Origin of the sequence: Sphingomonas sp. ABOLH (assembly GCF_003951715.1) — a bacterium.
GTDB classification, from domain to species: Bacteria; Pseudomonadota; Alphaproteobacteria; order Sphingomonadales; family Sphingomonadaceae; genus Sphingomonas; species Sphingomonas hankookensis_A.
Genome location: NZ_QQWV01000002.1, coordinates 70,142 through 83,874 on the forward strand (window position 1 = coordinate 70,142; position 13,733 = coordinate 83,874).

The following is a 13,733-nucleotide window of genomic DNA, read 5'->3' on the forward strand; positions in this document are numbered from 1 at the left end:
TCCAACGGGATGTGATGCGCGTGGCAAAAAGGGTACTCGTTGTCGAGGACAACGAACTGAACCTGAAGCTGTTCTGCGACCTGTTGCGCGCGCATGGCTTCGAAACCGAACCGGTCCGCGACGGGCGCGAGGCGGTGGCGAAGGCACGGGCGTTCCTGCCGGACCTGATCATCACCGACATCCAGTTGCCGCACATGACGGGGCTGGAGCTGATCCAGATGCTGAAGGCCGATGCGCGCTTACGCACCGTGCCGATCATGGCGGTCACCGCCTATTCGGGGCGCGACGACGAGGACCGGGTGCGGACCGCGGGCGCGAACGCCTATGTGACCAAGCCGATTTCGGTGGTGCGCTTCGTGGGCGAAGTGCGGGCGTTGCTGCCGGTGGAGGAGGTTCGGCGGGTGGAGGGCGAGTCGGACAACGACACCCCGCCCTTACCGTCACCCCGGACTTGATCCGGGGTCCCGCTTGTTAGCCGACCGTCGTAGAAGAAGAAGCGGGACCCCGGGTCAAGCCCGGGGTGACGGTGGGGTTAGGCCGGTGGCCGACCTCACTCCCAATCGACCCGCGCGACCAGCATGGTGAGGGCGGCGGCCAGTGCCGCGACGACCCAGAGCGCCGCCAGGCCCAGCCAGTTCCAGCCAACCCCGCCGATCGCCACCCCGGCAACGAAGCCGAGCCACAGCAGCAGGTCGCGGCGCGGGCCCGGTGCGGTACGGTCACCCATCAGGCGGCGGGCGAGGCGCTGGCCGATGCGGACCAGCGTGCCGGTCATGTAGGTCAGCCCGACGCGGACCTCGCCATCGGGCGCGACGACGCCATTCTGCGCGCCCATCGCGGCGGCGAGCAGCAGCATGGCGAGGGTCAGCGGCGCAAAGGTTGCGAGGGCCGCGCCCAGCGCCAGCAGGATGGTGACGAGCCCCATCACCGCCTCCGCCCGACGCGCAGGCCCCAGCCGCTCGCTCGCCGCCGCGCCGGCGATGGTGCCGAACATCGCGCCGGCGACGAACGACAGCACCAGCGCGGCAGCGGTCGCGGCGGCGCCGTTCCAGCCATGGGCGAGGCCGACGCCGAAGCGGGTCGAGTTGCCCGACATGAACGAGGCGAAGAAGCCGCCGAGGCCGCTGAAAGCCAGCGCATCGACAATGCCGGCCAGCGCGGCGAGCAGCATGGTGACGAGGGTGGCGGCGGGGGTCAGACGACGCATGATGCTCCTATTGCCCGATCGGCGGGGGGCGGGGCAATGCCCCCGTCGCCCGATCCGCCGGCGTGGACGCGGCGCCGGCCGCTCCGACACCCGCACCCGATCCTTTCCGGGTGGGAATGGGGGCGGCCACCGCCTCGACCCGGCATCACTGGATCAGACCCTGCAGGTACGATAGCGAGGCGGGATGGTTCCCTCTCCGCAGGCGCTGGGGCAGATGCTCGGCGCGCTCGACATGATCGGCATCGCGGTGTTCGCCGCGTCGGGCGCGCTGGCGGCGACGCGCGCGGCGCAGACCTTCGTCACCGCCGCCTTCTTTGCGCTCATCACCGGGGTCGGCGGGGGGACGGTGCGCGACCTGCTGATCGGCGCGCCGGTATTCTGGGTGCACGGGTCGCCGGTCGCGGCGATCTGTGTCGGGATGGCGCTGCTGGTGTGGTTCACCCCCGAACATTGGTGGCACGACAAGGCGCTCGACTGGCTCGATGCCGCGGGCCTCGCGGCCTATGGTGTGTTCGGCGCGGCCAAGGCGCTGAGCTATGGCGTGCCGCCCCTGCAGGCGGGGATGATGGGCGTGCTGACCGCGTGCGTCGGCGGCATATTGCGCGACGTTCTGGCGGGCGTGCCGTCGATCCTGATGCGGCCGGAGCTGTATGTGACGGCGGCGGCGCTGGCGGCGGGGCTGCATGTCGTGCTGGTGGGCTGCGGGCTGCCGCCGTTCGTCGCGGCGCTGCCGGCGGCGGCGGCGGGGTTCGCGTTGCGCGGGGCGGCGATCCGGTTCCGGATCGCGCTGCCGGCGTATCGGGGGAAACGGTAGGGTTGCCCGGCCCATCCTGCCCCCGCCGTTCGTCCTGAGTAGCCGCTGAGCTTGTCGAAGCGGCGTATCGAAGGACTGGCCCCAAGTGCTTCGATACGGGCCTTCGACAAGCTCAGTCCCTACTCAGCACGAACGGTTGGGGTGTGAAGCCATGCCGATAGGATACTCTCCGGCCCTGACCTCTTACCCGTTTGCTTCGAGCGTAGGTTCGAGCCTGTCGAGAACCGTAGTCGAGAAGGGGGTTGCCCCAAGAGAGGCGTTCTCGACGAGGGTTGGGTCGGATTGTCCCCCGGACAATCCTGAACCATGCGGGGCATGGTTCACCCAACCCTCTTCTCGACAAGCTCGAAGCTGCTCGAACCGAACGGGGAGGTAGGAGGCGGGGTCAGCCCCGCACCACCCCCGTCTCACTGAACGGCTTGGGCTCCCTTGGCGGCACCGCGCTGTCGTTCAGCTGGCATTGCCAGAAGCCGACATCGATCCAGCGCCCCTGCTTGAAGCCGATCTCGCGATACACCCCGGCGCGGCGGAAGCCGACCGCTTCGTGCAGCGTGATCGAGGCGTCGTTGGGCAGCGACAGCACGCCGATCGCCTGGGTAAAGCCCTGCGCCCTGAGCGTGTCGACCAGCGCTTCGTAGAGCAGCCGCCCTGTCCCCTTCTGTTGCGCGCCGCCGGCCATGTAGATCGAGGTTTCGACGACATAGCGGTACGCCGGGCGGTCGCGGAAGCGGGTGGCATAGGCATAGCCGAGCACCGCGTCGCCATCCGCCTCCCCCGTCGTCGCGACCATCCAGGGGTAGAAGCCATCGCTGGCCGCCATCCGGTGGCGGATCGCGCGGGCGTCGGGGGCCTCGGTCTCGAACGAGACGGTGCCGCCCAGCACATAGGGGGCATAGATCGCGGCGATGGCGGCGGCGTCCTCGCTGCGGGCGGGGCGGATCGCGATCATGCGAACCACCGCGCGACGATCAGGTCGAACAGCGAGGCATCCTCCGCCGATGCCCGGACCGGCCCCAGCCCGCCGCATTCGAGGCAGCGCGCCTGCACCCCCGCCGGCGCGGTCAGCATCCGCCGCGCGTCGCCCAGCGCCTGCGCCAGGACGCTGCGCTGTTCGATCGCGACGCGGCCGAGCAGGTCGGTCGCCGCCTGGTCCGGCGCGTCGCCGCGCTGACGGTCGGCAAAGCCCTTCAGCGCCTTTTCCAGCGGCGAGGGTTCCTTTTCGAGATAGACGGTCTGCACCTTGGCCGGATCGAGCCCGGCGCGGCGGGCGGCTTCGCCGACGGCATCGGTCAGGTTGCCGAACCGGTCGACCAGCTTCAGCTGACGCGCGGTGCCACCGTCCCACACCCGGCCCTGCCCGATCTGATCGACGCGTGCCTGGGGCAGCCCGCGCGACTGGGCGACCATCCCGGTGAAGCGGGCATAGATATGCTCGACCCCGCTCTGCATGATCGTGTCGAACGCCGGATTGGTGCCGCGCAGCACGTCGGGCTGGCCGCTCAAGGGCGTAGTGCCGACGCCGTCGGCGGTGACGCCGATCTTGGACAGCGTGTTCTCGAAGGTGGGGATGACGCCGAACACGCCGATCGACCCGGTGATGGTGTTGGGTTCGGCGAAGATCACGTCGCCCGGGGTCGACACCCAATAGCCGCCCGACGCGGCGAGGCCACCCATCGACACCACGACCGGCAACTTCGCCGCCTTGGCCTGCAGGATCGCCTGGCGGATGCGTTCGGAGGCCAGCACCGAGCCGCCCGGCGAATCGACGCGGACGACCAGCGCCTTGAGGTTCTTGGTAGCGAGGCCGTCGAGCAGCAGCTTGGCGATGGTGTCGCCGCCCGCCGTGCCGGGCTTCGCCTCGCCATCGACGATCGTGCCGGCGACGGTGATGACGCCGATCGCATCGCCCGAGGTCGGCGCGGGGTTCGCCGCCAGCCAGCTGGCATATTTGATCGTGCGGAAGCTGCCCGCCGCCTTGCCCTTGTCCTCGCCCGCCAGTTCGGCGACGCGCTTGCCGAAGGCGAGACGGTCGCCCAGCTTGTCGACGATGCCGCCGCGCAGATTGGCCTGGGCGATGTCGCCGCCCGCCGCCTGGATCACCGCATCGGGGCGGGTGAGGAAGGCGTCGAGCTGCGCCTTGGGCCGGGCCTTCTGCACCGCCGCGCGCCACTGGTCGAAGATCGCGCCGTACAGCGCCTGATTGGCGGCGCGGGCCGGTTCGGACTGGTCGGCGCGGGTGAAGGGCTCGACCGCCGACTTGAACTGGCCGACGCGGTATACATGGGCGTTGACGCCCAGCTTGTCGATCAGCCCCTTGTAATAGAGCTGCGCCCCGCCGGGACCGCGAAACATCGTGCCACCGAACGGGTTTTCCCACACTTCGCTGGCGTTCGACGCGATGCGATAGGCGCCGTCGGTGTAGAGCGTGGCATAGGCCAGCACGGGCTTGTTGCTCGCGCGGACGCGGGCGACGGCATCGCCGACCTCGGCCAGTGCGGCCGGATAGCCGCCGGTGAACCTGTCCATGTCGAGCACGACCGCCTTGACCCGCGAATCGGTGCGGGCGGCGTCGAGCGCGCGGACCACGTCGCGCAGGCGCAGCTCCTGCGCTGCCGGCTGACCGCTGAGCAGCGCGACCGGATCGGCCTCCGCCGGTTGCTCGACGATCGACCCGGCGAGGTCGAGGACCAGCGCGCCGTCGGTGATGCGGGTATTGGGCTTGGCCGACAGGGCCGCGAACAGGGCGCCGAAGAACAACAGCATCAGGATCAGCACGAGGCCGTCCTTGATCCCGACCAGCAGCTTCCACGCACCCCGGACCAGTTTCACGGCAATTCCTTCTTTATCGTCTAGCGATAAATAGCGGACGGATACGGGGAGTAAAGCGGAGTCCGCATCATCGGGCCGACTGCGCTATGAACGCTCTCCAACAAGCGTCATCCCGGCGCAGGCCGGGATGACGTATTTGTCCGTAGCCCCGCTGCGTCAGACGCGCATCGGCATCAGCACATAGAGCGCGGGCGAGGCGTCGCTTTCGCGGATCAGCGTCGGCGCGGCGGCGTCCGACAGGTGCACTTCGCACAGGTCGCTGTCGATCTGGCCCAGAATGTCGAGCAGATAGCGGCTGTTGAAGCCGATTTCGAACGGCAGCGCGGTATATTCGCCGGGCACTTCCTCCGCCGCCGCGCCGTTTTCGGGGCTGGTGACCGACAGGGTGATCTTGTCGCGGTCGAGCGCCATCTTGACCGCGCGGGTCTTTTCGGTGGCGATGGTCGACACGCGGTCGACACCGGCCATGAAGCTTTTCGGGTCGAGCTTCAGCAGCTTGTCGTTGGCGGTCGGGATGACGCGCGAATAATCGGGGAAGGTGCCGTCGATCAGCTTGCTGGTCAGGATCGCCTGCCCCAGGTCGAAGCGGATCTTGCTGCCCGACAGCGACACGCCGACCGAGCCGTCGACTTCGTCCAGCAGCTTGCGCAGTTCGGCAACGCATTTGCGCGGCACGATGACGTCGGGCATCTTGTCGGCGCCCTCGGGCCGTTCGACGGTCATGCGCGCGAGGCGGTGGCCGTCGGTCGCGGCGGCCTTGAGCACCGGCTTTCCGTTGTCGTCGGCGACGTGCAGGAAGATGCCGTTCAGATAATAGCGCGTCTCCTCGGTCGAGATCGCGAAGCGGGTCTTGTCGATGATCGCCTTCAGCGTGGTCGCGGGCAGTTCGAATTGCGTGGGCAGCTCGCCTTCCGCGATCACCGGGAAATCGTCGCGCGGCAGCGTCGACAGGTTGAAGCGCGCGCGTCCGGCGACGATGGTCAGCCGGCCCTCGGCGGCGGTCAGCTGCACCTGCGCGCCGTCGGGCAGCTTGCGCGCGATGTCGAACAGGGTGTGCGCCGACACGGTGATCGCGCCGGGCTGGTCGATCGCCGCGGCGATGGTTTCGTCGATCTGCAGGTCGAGGTCGGTCGCCATCAGGCGGATGCTCGATTCGCCCGCCTCGATCAGGACGTTCGACAGGATCGGGATGGTATTGCGCCGCTCGACCACCGACTGGACGTGGCTGAGGCCCTTCAACAGGGTCGCGCGTTCGATCGTCGCCTTCATGATGTTCCCCCGCGCGGATGCGCTCGCACTTGGGCCGGCGGATTCGGTGCCGACCCCATAGAAAACCGAGCAGTGTGTCTAGCGCAAAGAAGGGCCGGAGCAAACTGCTCCGACCCTCCTCGCGCAACTTGGTTACTGAGAAGTAAACAGGTGCGTTTGATCGCTCTCTCGCGCGACTTGCGGTGCCGGCCCGCTCCCCCACCCGGCCACCCATTCAGGATGCTGTCGTGGGTGGCCGGGTGGGGGAGCGGGCCGGCACCGCCTGCGGGAACGCGCCCTTAGGCGCGTTCCCGCCAAGCATCAGAACCGGATGCCGACGCCGGCGACGACCTGGTGGCGGTCGGTGTCGATGTCGAACTGCGACGTCACGCTGCCGTTGCGGGCCTGGAAGTCGGCATTGTTGTAGTTCGAATAGCGATATTCGAGCTTGGCATAGGCACGGTTGCCCAGCGACTGTTCCACGCCGGCGCCCAGGCGATAGCCGTTCAGTTCGAAATTCTCGCGCGTGTCGACGCTGCCGTCGCTGGCGACGACGTTCAGCCGGGCGTTGGTGTAGCCGCCCTTGGCATAGACCAGGGTCTGCGGACCCGCCATCAGGCCGGCGCGGGCGCCGACATAGAGGTCGCGGCCGGTCTTCACGCTGCCGAAGCCGAAGAAGTTCGGGTCGGTGCGCGCGGTTTCGACCTTTCCGGTCGACCCGGTATATTCGCCCTCGACACCAATCAGGAAGTTGCTGAGCGCGAAGTCGTAGCCGGCGTCCACGCCGTACACCATGCCGTTCACGGTCTGGTTATCGCCGTCGAGATCGCTATCCTCGGTGCTGCCCGGGCGGATACCGTCATAACCGGCCAGCGCCCCGACGCGGAAACCGGTGAAGGCGGGGTTCACGTCCTGCGCGAAGGCAGGGGTCGCCAGCATCGTGCCGGCAGCGGCAAGACCAAGAATGAGGGTACGCATCGTCTAAACTCCATTATCACCGCCCATGGTCAGGGCGCGGGGGTTCAATGGACGTTTTGGCCGGGCGTTGCATGAACCTCACCTAAACAGCAAAATCCGTTGCAATTGCGCAACACCGGCTTGAAAGCAGGACCATGGCAACCCAATCCCCGCCCGCTCGAAAAGGTCGCGACTTCATCGCCCGGCATGGCGAGACCGTCTATAACATCGCGCAGCGGATGCAGGGCGATCACCCCCACACCCCGTTGACCCGCGCCGGTTTCGCGCAGGCCGATGCGATGGGCGCCGCGCTGCGCGAGATGCTGGGGGTCAGGCCCGCGATCACCTTATGGGCGTCGAGCGCGGGACGGGCGCTCCAGACGCTGGCGATCATCGCCGAACATCTGGAACTCGACTGGCACGCGGCGCGGCGCGACGACCGGCTGGTCGAGATCGGCATGGGCGAATGGTCGGGCCGCTATTATCGCGAGCTGACCGGGGCGGATGCCGATTTCCTCGATGTCGAGGCGCGGCTGTACCGCCGCCCCGCCCCCGGCGGCGAATGGTATGACGCAATCGCCGCGCGGGTGGCGAGCTGGGCGGCGGATACGGCGGAGGATCCCGGCGACCGGCTGGTCATCATGCACGGCATGTCCAGCCGGGTGCTGCGCGGGGTGCTGACCGGCGCGCCGATCGACCCGCGCTTCGCCGCACCGGTCGCCGACGACCTGTCGCAAGGGTCGATCGCGCTGATCGAGGGCGGGCGCGAGAGCGTGCCGCATATCGGCCGGGGGCGGGCCTCGCTCGCCGCGCCTGCTTGATCGCGCTGCTGCTGGCGGTCGCGGCACCGCAGGCGATCGGCATTCACCAGCGCTGGGGGGCGTTTCGCGATGAGGGGCCGACGCGCTGCTATGCGATCAGCCGCCCGGTGCAGGGGAAGGTCGGCGCGCCGTTCGCCAGCGTCGCGACGTGGCCGGGCGCGAGGGTGCGCGGGCAGCTGCACGTGCGGCTCAGCCGGCCCAAGGCGGCACGGGCGGGCGTCGTGCTGGCGATCGGTGAGCGGCGATTCGACCTGACCGCCGGACGGATCGATGCGTGGAGCCCCGATGTCGCCACCGACCGCGCGATCGTCGCAGCAATGCGCGGCGGGCGTTCGATGAGCATCGAGAGCGTGGCCGCGAATGGGGCGGCATTCGTCGATGTCTATGCGCTGTCGGGCGCGGCAACCGCGATCGATGCGGCGGCGCTGGCGTGTTTGTAGGCTGACTGCCGCCCCGGTTCGTCATTCCCGCGAAGGCGGGAATCCATTGCCGCCGACGTTCGCGCTAAAGCCGCTACCGCTGCGTATATGGATCCCCGCCTGCGCGGGGATGACGGGTGGCGGAGCGGGTCTTACCCACCAGTGGAAATCCCACCCCAAATCGGCTATATCGCGTGCATGCTGACAGTCTCGACGCCGCCCATGCCGATTCCCGGCCATGTCGATCCCGTGCCCGTGCCGCGCGGCCTTGCGCCGCGTCCCGATGGCCGCACCGACCTGGTCGGGCTGTCCAAGGCAGAGATTCGCGCCGCGCTGGAGGCGGCCGGCTTCGATGCGCGTCAGGCGAAGCTGCGCGCCAAGCAGCTGTGGCACTGGATCTACAATCGCGGCGCGACCGAATTCGCGGCGATGACCGACATCGCCAAGGCGCAGCATCCGGTGCTGGACAAGCATTTCGTCATCGGCCGGCCGGACGTGAAGGAAGCGCATGTGTCGACCGACGGCACGCGCAAATGGCTGCTGACCTCGCCCGACGGGCAGGATTACGAGATGGTGTTCATCCCCGATGCCGATCGCGGGACGTTGTGCGTGTCCAGCCAGGTCGGCTGCACGCTCAACTGCACCTTCTGCCACACCGGCACGATGCGCCTCGTCCGCAACCTGACCGCGGGCGAAATTGTCGGACAGGTGATGCTCGCGCGCGATTCGCTGGGCGAATGGCCGAGCCAGCCCGAGGGGCGGATGCTGACCAACATCGTGATGATGGGCATGGGCGAGCCGCTGTATAACTTCGATTCGGTGCGCGACGCGCTGGGCGTCGTGATGGACGGCGACGGGCTTGCCCTGTCGAAGCGGCGGATCACGCTCAGCACGTCGGGCGTGGTGCCGATGATGGCGCGCGCGGGCGAGGAGATCGGCGTGAACCTTGCCGTCTCGCTGCACGCGGTGACCAAGGAAGTCCGCGACGAGATCGTCCCGCTTAACCGCAAATACGGCATCGACGAGCTGTTGCAGGCGTGCGCCGACTATCCCGGCGCCAACAATGCCCGGCGCATCACCTTCGAATATGTGATGCTGAAGGACAAGAACGACAGCGACGACGATGCGCGCGAACTGGTGCGGCTGCTGCGCAAATACCAGCTGCCGGCCAAGGTCAATCTGATCCCGTTCAACCCGTGGCCGGGCGCGCCCTATGAATGCTCGACGCCCGACCGCATCCGCGCGTTCAGCGACATCGTGTTCGAAGGCGGCATCTCCGCCCCCGTCCGCCGCACGCGCGGGCAGGATATCGGCGCGGCCTGCGGCCAGTTGAAGACGGCGGCGGAAAAGAAGAGCCGGGCGGAGCGCGACCGTGAGGCGGCGGAAGCGGCGTGAAAGCCGGGTTGTCGGTGACCGCCCGTCGCGGCGCGGGTCACCGGCATCCTCCCCTCAGCCGCACGCTGCTCCATCGCGCAAGCGGACGTACACGATGAACCTGCTATCCGACGCGTAAAGGCTGAACCGGCCACCATAGTCGGCCGGAGTATGCAGGCGTCGGGGATCGTCGGAATCACCCGTCAGCAACGGCCAGAAATAGCCACCGCCCCGCTGTTGTGCGAAGACATAGGTGCCGGCCGGGGAAGGTTGCGGTAGAAGGGCTGGGCGCACGGTCAGTCGATAGCCTTGCTTTGCCGGTTCCGCGACGTATCGCAGGCTACGCCCGGTGCCATCCAGGATACGGATACGATCCCGATCGACCATGAGCGGAGGGGCGCCGTTGGCGACATAGCATCCCCAAACCTGCCTTTGATCGATCGGGTCCGGCCGTAGAAAGATCATTCCGATCAGGAACAGGACGAACAGCGGGCCGATCATGATCCCAAGCCCGATGATGCGGGCTTTGAGAGGCACCTGATGAAACGGCCACCGGCGCTGCATCAAGCGGCCTCGCTCGGCGATGATATCCGTCGAACCATCAGCGGACGGACAAACGGCCTTGCTTGGTGACGACATGCGCCGCCTGTCCTGCGGGTGGTGACGCCGTTCTCCGGCAAATACGGCAAGGCATCCACCAAATCGCTCTACTGCATCGGTCCGGCCACGGCCACCGCCCCCTCGACAGCGCCGCGGCGATAGTATCTAGCGCGACCATGCTCGATGCGACTTCCCTTGCCCTTGCCGCTGGCGCCGGCGTGCTCGGCGGTGCGATGAACGCGCTGGCCGGGGGCGGGACGTTCGCGACGATGCCCGCGCTGATCGCGTTGGGGTTGCCCGGATCGGTCGCCAACGCGACCTCCAACGTCGCGTTGCAGCCGGGTGCGATCGCCAGCGCCTGGGCCTATCGCCGGGGGCTGGGGCCGCTGGGCGGGATACCGATCCGGGTGTTGGCGACCATCACCTTCGTCTCCGGCCTGCTCGGCAGCCTGTTGCTGGTGTGGACGCCCAGCACGTTGTTCGACGTGATCGTGCCGTGGCTGCTCCTCCTCGCCTTCCTCGCCATCGCGTTCGGGCGGCGGGCGGCGGACTGGTTGCACGACCGCGTCGCGATCGGGCCGACGACGCTGGTCGTGGCGCAGGTGTTGCTCGGGATTTACGGCGGCTATTTCGGCGGTGGCGTCGGCATGATGGTCAGCGCGACCTATGGCCTGCTCGCCGGGCAGAGCGTGAAGTCGATGGCCGCGCCGCGCACGCTGATGCTCGCCACCGCCAACAGCGCGGCGGCGATCGTGTTCGTCGCGACCGGCATGGTGGTGTGGGCGGCGTGCGTGCCGATGATCCTCGGCGGCATCCTCGGCGGGTGGCTGGGCGCGAAGGTCGGCGCGCGGCTGACGCCCGGCCAGATTCGCGCGTGGACCTTGCTGGTGACGTTCAGCGTGACGGTCGTGTTCTTCGTGCGCGCGTACGGATAGCAGCCGGCCTGCGTACCGCCCCTCCACCATGCTGCGCGCGATCCCTCTGCCCGTGCCCGGGAGGATTCAGCCCGGCCGCCGCATGTCGAAGCGGTCGCCAAGCTCGAAATAGTCCCCCGCCCCGCCGCCGCGCAGGATCGGGCGCGCACGTTCGGTGCGATAGATGCCGTCCTCCAGCAGCGCCGGGTCGATATGGACCTGCACCACCTCGCCCAGCACCAGCCAGGTATCGATGTCGCCGCCATGGCTGTTGGTCAGGCGGACGATCTGCGTCGTGCGGCATTCGAACTGGACCGGCGATCCCGCGACGCGTGGTGGCGCGACGACGATCGAGGGCAGCGTGTCGAGGCCGGCGAGCGCGAACTCGTCCGCTTCGGTCATCGCCGAGGTGGCGTTCATCGCCTCTGCTTGGTGCCGGGTCGCGAGGTTCCACACGAACTCTTGCATATCGCGGGCATTGGCCAGCGTGTCCTTGGCCCCGGTCGAGGCGAAGCCGATGATCGGCGGGCGATAGTTGAATGCGTTGAAGAAACTGTAGGGGGCGAGATTGCGTTTCCCTTGCCTCGAACACGTCGCGATCCAGCCGATCGGCCGCGGGGCGACGATCGCGTTGAACGGATCATGCGGCAGGCGATGGCCCTCCGCCGGGGCATAGGAGTGAAAGTCGGTCATGGCGGTTCCCAACGCACGATCCGGACGCAGGGTGCAACGCCCTTTCGCCGTGCCCCGCTCGCGGCATAGGATGCCGGCATGACGACGCGAACGATCCACCGCCATGCGCTCGCCACCCGGTTGTGGCACTGGGTCAATGCGGTCGCGGTGATCATCCTGATCGGCAGCGGGCTGATGATCCTGAACGCGCATCCCCGGCTCTATTGGGGGCGCTATGGCGCGAATTTCGACCGGGCATGGCTGACGTTCGACCGGTTTCCGGGGTGGGTGACGATCCCGCAGACCTACAACCTCGCGCTCGCCCGCAACTGGCACCTGACCTTTGCGCTGGTGCTCGGCTTCGGGCTGCTGGCCTATATGATCGCCAGCCTGAGCAACCGCCATTTCCAGCGCGATCTGGCGCTCAGGCGGGGTGAATTGTCGCGGCGGCACCTGCTGGCCGATATCCGCGCGCATCTCGCCTTCCGCTTCCACGATCCGGAGGCGCCGGGCGATTACAATGTGTTGCAGAAGCTGAGCTATGTGCTGGTGATCTTCGGCCTGCTGCCGCTGGTGATCCTGACCGGCATCGCCATGTCGCCGGGGCTGAACGCGGCATTTCCGTGGGTGCTGGAGCTGCTGGGCGGGCGGCAGTCGTCACGGTCGATCCATTTCCTCGCGGCCAGCGGCATCACGCTGTTCGTCATCGTCCATCTGGTGCTGGTGATCCTTGCCGGCGCGTTCAACGAGGTGCGATCGATGATCACCGGGCGCTGGCGGGTGCCCGAATGAGCCGGCTGATCTCCCGCCGTTCGGCGCTGGTGGTCGGGGCCGGCGGACTGGTCGCGGCGTGCGACCGGGTGGCACAGCTGCCGACGGCGCAAAGCGTGCTGGGCGGAGCGGAGGATGTCCATCGCGGCCTGCAGCGCGCGATCACCGCGCGCGACGCGCTGGCGGTCGAATATCGGCCCGATCAACGCTCGCCGATCTTTCGCGCCAACGGCACCAACAACCCCAATACGCCCGACTATAACGCGCACGCCGCGAACCGCTTCGCCGACTGGCGCGTGACGATCGACGGGCTGGTCGCCCGGCCGCTGTCGTTGCGACTCGACCAGATCCGGTCGATGCCGTCGCGGCAACAAATTACCCGACACGATTGCGTCGAAGGCTGGAGCGCCATCGGCAAATGGACCGGCCCAAGGCTGTCGCGGCTGCTCGATCTGGCGGGGTTGCGGCCCGATGCTCGCTATCTGGTGTTCCACTGCGCCGATGCGATCGGCGGGCGACCCTATTACGAATCGATCGATCTGGTCGATGCCTTCCACCCGCAGACGATCCTGGCGTGGGCGTTGAACGACCGGCTGCTGGGGGTGCCGAACGGCGCGCCGCTGAGGCTCAGGGTTGAACGACAGCTGGGGTATAAGCACGCAAAGTATGTGCAGCGGATCGAGGCGGTCGCGTCGCTGGGTGGGATCGCCGGGGGCAAAGGCGGCTTCTGGGAGGATGTCGCGGGTTATGATTGGTATGCGGGGATTTAGGTAGAAGAAGGCTGGTTCACGCGAAGGCGCGGAGACGCGGAGGGGTCGCACTCGGGGTGACGGCATACCGCGCCAGCCGCCTTATTGCATGTTAAAGCGAGCGAGCCGGTCTCCTGATCCCGCCGGCGTTTCCCGGTGCGGGCCCCCTCTGCGCCTCCGCGTCTCTGCGCGAAATACTTCCTTCTTCTCCGCGTCTTCGCGCCTTCGCGTGAAACCGATCTTCTTCTCCATTCGAGAGAGACCCCAGCCTGCGCTGAGGTGACGTTTGGGCTGGGGGGCGGTGTGTCGCTCTGGACCCCCGCCTGCGCGGGGATACGCCTACGGAGCGCGTACGAAA

Annotated in this window: 14 protein-coding genes and 1 pseudogene; 8 read left to right on the forward strand and 7 right to left on the reverse strand. The window is 68.0% G+C overall.

Going from position 1 to position 13,733, the window contains the following annotated elements; translation table 11 throughout:
* Positions 1 to 20: 20 nt before the first annotated feature.
* Positions 21 to 380, forward strand: a pseudogene (locus CA237_RS01275) (response regulator); the annotation flags it as partial.
* A 170-nt stretch (positions 381 to 550) separates the two neighbouring features.
* Here CA237_RS01275 and CA237_RS01280 read toward each other — a convergent pair.
* Positions 551 to 1,207, reverse strand: a complete 657-nt coding sequence (locus CA237_RS01280; RefSeq protein WP_066692360.1) for a YoaK family protein — start codon at positions 1,205 to 1,207, stop codon at positions 551 to 553.
* Between the two features lie 184 nt (positions 1,208 to 1,391).
* Between CA237_RS01280 and CA237_RS01285 the strand changes: the two genes are divergently transcribed.
* Positions 1,392 to 2,021: a trimeric intracellular cation channel family protein gene (locus CA237_RS01285; RefSeq protein WP_066692362.1), complete on the forward strand. Its 630-nt coding sequence runs from the start codon at positions 1,392 to 1,394 to the stop codon at positions 2,019 to 2,021.
* A gap of 385 nt (positions 2,022 to 2,406) precedes the next feature.
* Here CA237_RS01285 and CA237_RS01290 read toward each other — a convergent pair whose 3' ends face one another.
* The 4 genes from CA237_RS01290 to CA237_RS01305 all read right to left on the reverse strand — a co-directional run bounded on the left by CA237_RS01290 (position 2,407) and on the right by CA237_RS01305 (position 7,076).
* Positions 2,407 to 2,970, reverse strand: coding sequence for a GNAT family N-acetyltransferase (locus tag CA237_RS01290; RefSeq protein ID WP_066692364.1), 564 nt, complete (start codon positions 2,968 to 2,970; stop codon positions 2,407 to 2,409).
* Entirely contained in the window at positions 2,967 to 4,850 is a 1,884-nt protein-coding gene (gene sppA / locus CA237_RS01295; protein WP_066692366.1) for a signal peptide peptidase SppA, read from the reverse strand. Before sppA ends, CA237_RS01290 begins: the two co-directional genes overlap by 4 nt.
* A gap of 156 nt (positions 4,851 to 5,006) precedes the next feature.
* Positions 5,007 to 6,119 carry a DNA polymerase III subunit beta gene (gene dnaN / locus CA237_RS01300; RefSeq protein ID WP_066692368.1) on the reverse strand — a complete coding sequence of 371 codons (1,113 nt, stop codon included), beginning with the start codon at positions 6,117 to 6,119 and terminating at the stop codon, positions 5,007 to 5,009.
* Between the two features lie 300 nt (positions 6,120 to 6,419).
* Positions 6,420 to 7,076, reverse strand: a complete 657-nt coding sequence (locus CA237_RS01305) for an outer membrane beta-barrel protein (protein ID WP_066692371.1) — start codon at positions 7,074 to 7,076, stop codon at positions 6,420 to 6,422.
* A 134-nt stretch (positions 7,077 to 7,210) separates the two neighbouring features.
* Here CA237_RS01305 and CA237_RS01310 point away from each other — a divergent pair, with 134 nt between their 5' ends.
* The 3 genes from CA237_RS01310 to rlmN all read left to right on the forward strand — a co-directional run bounded on the left by CA237_RS01310 (position 7,211) and on the right by rlmN (position 9,690).
* Positions 7,211 to 7,876, forward strand: coding sequence for a histidine phosphatase family protein (locus CA237_RS01310; RefSeq protein ID WP_066692376.1), 666 nt, complete (start codon positions 7,211 to 7,213; stop codon positions 7,874 to 7,876).
* Positions 7,873 to 8,316, forward strand: coding sequence for a hypothetical protein (locus tag CA237_RS01315; protein ID WP_066692378.1), 444 nt, complete (start codon positions 7,873 to 7,875; stop codon positions 8,314 to 8,316). Before CA237_RS01310 ends, CA237_RS01315 begins: the two co-directional genes overlap by 4 nt.
* A 177-nt stretch (positions 8,317 to 8,493) precedes the next feature.
* Positions 8,494 to 9,690, forward strand: coding sequence for a 23S rRNA (adenine(2503)-C(2))-methyltransferase RlmN (gene rlmN / locus CA237_RS01325; RefSeq protein WP_066692806.1), 1,197 nt, complete (start codon positions 8,494 to 8,496; stop codon positions 9,688 to 9,690).
* A gap of 54 nt (positions 9,691 to 9,744) precedes the next feature.
* Here the strand turns inward: rlmN and CA237_RS01330 are convergent, their stop codons facing one another.
* On the reverse strand, positions 9,745 to 10,308 hold the full coding sequence (locus CA237_RS01330; protein WP_126012466.1) for a hypothetical protein: 564 nt from the start codon (positions 10,306 to 10,308) through the stop codon (positions 9,745 to 9,747).
* A gap of 137 nt (positions 10,309 to 10,445) precedes the next feature.
* Here CA237_RS01330 and CA237_RS01335 point away from each other — a divergent pair, with 137 nt between their 5' ends.
* Positions 10,446 to 11,204, forward strand: a complete 759-nt coding sequence (locus tag CA237_RS01335) for a TSUP family transporter (protein WP_066692383.1) — start codon at positions 10,446 to 10,448, stop codon at positions 11,202 to 11,204.
* A gap of 66 nt (positions 11,205 to 11,270) precedes the next feature.
* On the opposite strand, the gene CA237_RS01340 is transcribed toward CA237_RS01335, so the two are convergent.
* A complete protein-coding gene (locus tag CA237_RS01340; protein WP_066692386.1) occupies positions 11,271 to 11,876 on the reverse strand; it encodes a flavin reductase family protein in 606 nt (201 codons plus the stop codon).
* A 78-nt stretch (positions 11,877 to 11,954) separates the two neighbouring features.
* On the opposite strand from CA237_RS01340, the gene CA237_RS01345 reads away from it, so the two are divergent.
* The gene (locus CA237_RS01345; RefSeq protein WP_126012469.1) at positions 11,955 to 12,647 is read left to right on the forward strand and encodes a cytochrome b/b6 domain-containing protein; all 693 of its coding nucleotides are present in this window, start codon (positions 11,955 to 11,957) and stop codon (positions 12,645 to 12,647) included.
* On the forward strand, positions 12,644 to 13,396 hold the full coding sequence (locus tag CA237_RS01350; protein WP_066692392.1) for a molybdopterin-dependent oxidoreductase: 753 nt from the start codon (positions 12,644 to 12,646) through the stop codon (positions 13,394 to 13,396). The genes CA237_RS01345 and CA237_RS01350 overlap by 4 nt, the downstream gene beginning before the upstream one ends.
* Positions 13,397 to 13,733 lie beyond the last annotated feature (337 nt).

Coding starts and splice junctions, on each gene's coding strand:
- CA237_RS01350 (WP_066692392.1), top strand. CDS start 12,644: ATGAGCCGGCTGATCTCCCGCCGTTCGGCGCTGGTGGTCGGGGCCGGC.
- rlmN (WP_066692806.1), top strand. CDS start 8,494: ATGCTGACAGTCTCGACGCCGCCCATGCCGATTCCCGGCCATGTCGAT.
- CA237_RS01305 (WP_066692371.1), bottom strand. CDS start 7,076: ATGCGTACCCTCATTCTTGGTCTTGCCGCTGCCGGCACGATGCTGGCG.
- CA237_RS01330 (WP_126012466.1), bottom strand. CDS start 10,308: ATGTCGTCACCAAGCAAGGCCGTTTGTCCGTCCGCTGATGGTTCGACG.
- CA237_RS01335 (WP_066692383.1), top strand. CDS start 10,446: ATGCTCGATGCGACTTCCCTTGCCCTTGCCGCTGGCGCCGGCGTGCTC.
- dnaN (WP_066692368.1), bottom strand. CDS start 6,119: ATGAAGGCGACGATCGAACGCGCGACCCTGTTGAAGGGCCTCAGCCAC.
- CA237_RS01285 (WP_066692362.1), top strand. CDS start 1,392: ATGGTTCCCTCTCCGCAGGCGCTGGGGCAGATGCTCGGCGCGCTCGAC.
- CA237_RS01310 (WP_066692376.1), top strand. CDS start 7,211: ATGGCAACCCAATCCCCGCCCGCTCGAAAAGGTCGCGACTTCATCGCC.
- CA237_RS01290 (WP_066692364.1), bottom strand. CDS start 2,970: ATGATCGCGATCCGCCCCGCCCGCAGCGAGGACGCCGCCGCCATCGCC.
- CA237_RS01280 (WP_066692360.1), bottom strand. CDS start 1,207: ATGCGTCGTCTGACCCCCGCCGCCACCCTCGTCACCATGCTGCTCGCC.
- CA237_RS01345 (WP_126012469.1), top strand. CDS start 11,955: ATGACGACGCGAACGATCCACCGCCATGCGCTCGCCACCCGGTTGTGG.
- CA237_RS01340 (WP_066692386.1), bottom strand. CDS start 11,876: ATGACCGACTTTCACTCCTATGCCCCGGCGGAGGGCCATCGCCTGCCG.